Below are 1,605 nucleotides of genomic sequence, written 5' to 3' on the forward strand. Positions count from 1 at the left end.
AGTTGGGGGCGGTGGGTGTTTCGCCGTGTGGGGTGCGGGAGTTGGCGGCTGGTGGTGTTTCCCCCTGCGGGGTAAGGGAGTTGGCGGTCGTGGGTGTTTCGCCGACGGGGTGGTGCGGGGTGTCGGCGTCGCGGCTGCCGGTGGTCTTCGCCGTCGGCGCTTCACCGTCCGCGCGGGCAGGGCGACTTCCTGCCGGCCCGTCGACGCCACGGCCCTCCCCGGCGCCCGCGTCTCCCGACTCCCGCTGCCGGTAAGGCAACCACGGCTCCAGCGCCCGCCCTTCGGGCACCCTCGCCGCCGCCTCGACGTCCGCCGTCTCGATCTCCCCCTCCGCCAGCAGCCGTTGCCGGGTCGCGACCGGCAGCGAGGCCAGGATCCGGTGGCGTACGGCGTCCAGGTCGAACCGGTCGTCGTGCGCGGCCGGTAGCGAACTCGGTGTGCCGGGACGGAGGTTGGCCGGGTCGACCTGGCTCGATATCAGGGTCCAGTAGTCGCGGAAGCGCACCGCCGGGTCGGGGAGGGCGCCGCTGAGGAGGCCGAGGCGGATCGTCTCCAGCCAGCAGTCCAGGTAGCGGCGGTCCGCGAGGGCGTTCATGTGGTCCGCGCACCACGCGGCCCGCTCCTCGGGGCCGGGGAGCGTCGTCTTGCCGCCGAGGACGCTCAGCACCCAGCCGCCGATCGCCTCGAAGTACGGGCAGGCCGTGCCGAACGCCTCCGTGTCCACCGGGGTGTTGACGACGGCGAGCGTCGGGTCGTGGCGCCAGAAGTGGTGCTCGTACAGGTCCTCGCGGCGCAGGCCGGGCAGGAAGCCGTAGTCCGGGGCCTCGTACCCGAGACACAGCACCACGGCGTCGTACCGCTGGAGTGTGTCGTCCGCGAGGACCACGCCGCCGTCCTCGGTGAACCGGCGGAACGCCGCGACCGGCGTAACTCCCCCGTCGTACACCGCGGGGACGATCTTCTCGTTGACGTGGACAGCCCCGTGATACCCGTCCCCCGGAAGGAGCCCGGTGGCCCGGTACTGCCCCATGTACTCCGGCATCCACTCCGTCAGCCAGGAGAGGTACCGGTCGTACGGCACCTCCTCCACGGCGACCCGCCCCGCGTACGAGAACAGCGCGTCGTTGTAGTCCCCGCCGATGTCCCGCGGCAGAAACAGCTGCCGCCGCCGCACCGACCAGTCCACCCGCGCGGCGTACGGCGCGAGATCGGCCGCGATGTCCGCGCCGCTGACCCCGCCCCCGACGACCAGGACCCGCTTCCCCGCGAAGGTCTCCGGCCCCCGGTACTCGGGCGAGGTCAGCACGCGGACACCACTCCCCGGCGCGGGGAGGCCGCAGTCCGGGAGCCGAGGCCGCCACAACTCGCCGTTGGCGACGAGCACGGCGTCGAAGAGCTCGGAGTGCTCGGGGTTGGCCACGGGGCCGGGCTCGGGGATCTGCCGCGCACCCTGCGGGCCACCGGCCCCGGTTGCCTGCGAACTGCCGGAAGAGGTTGGGAAGTTGACAGCGTTGCCGAAGCCAGGGGAAACACCGGAGCTGGAGGAGCCGGCGGGGGAGCGGGAGCCTGAGTCGGCGGGGGAGCCGGAGCCGTCGGGGGTCCCGG

1 protein-coding gene is annotated in these 1,605 nt (G+C 73.3%); it reads right to left on the reverse strand.

The genetic code is table 11. From position 1 onward, the window contains the following. Positions 1-1,420: NAD(P)/FAD-dependent oxidoreductase (locus tag AOK24_RS43485; RefSeq protein ID WP_055725347.1), on the reverse strand; the 1,420-nt coding region annotated here is incomplete at its 3' end. Positions 1,421-1,605 lie beyond the last annotated feature (185 nt).

This window comes from Streptomyces niveiscabiei (assembly GCF_001419795.1).
GTDB lineage: Bacteria > Actinomycetota > Actinomycetes > Streptomycetales > Streptomycetaceae > Streptomyces > Streptomyces niveiscabiei.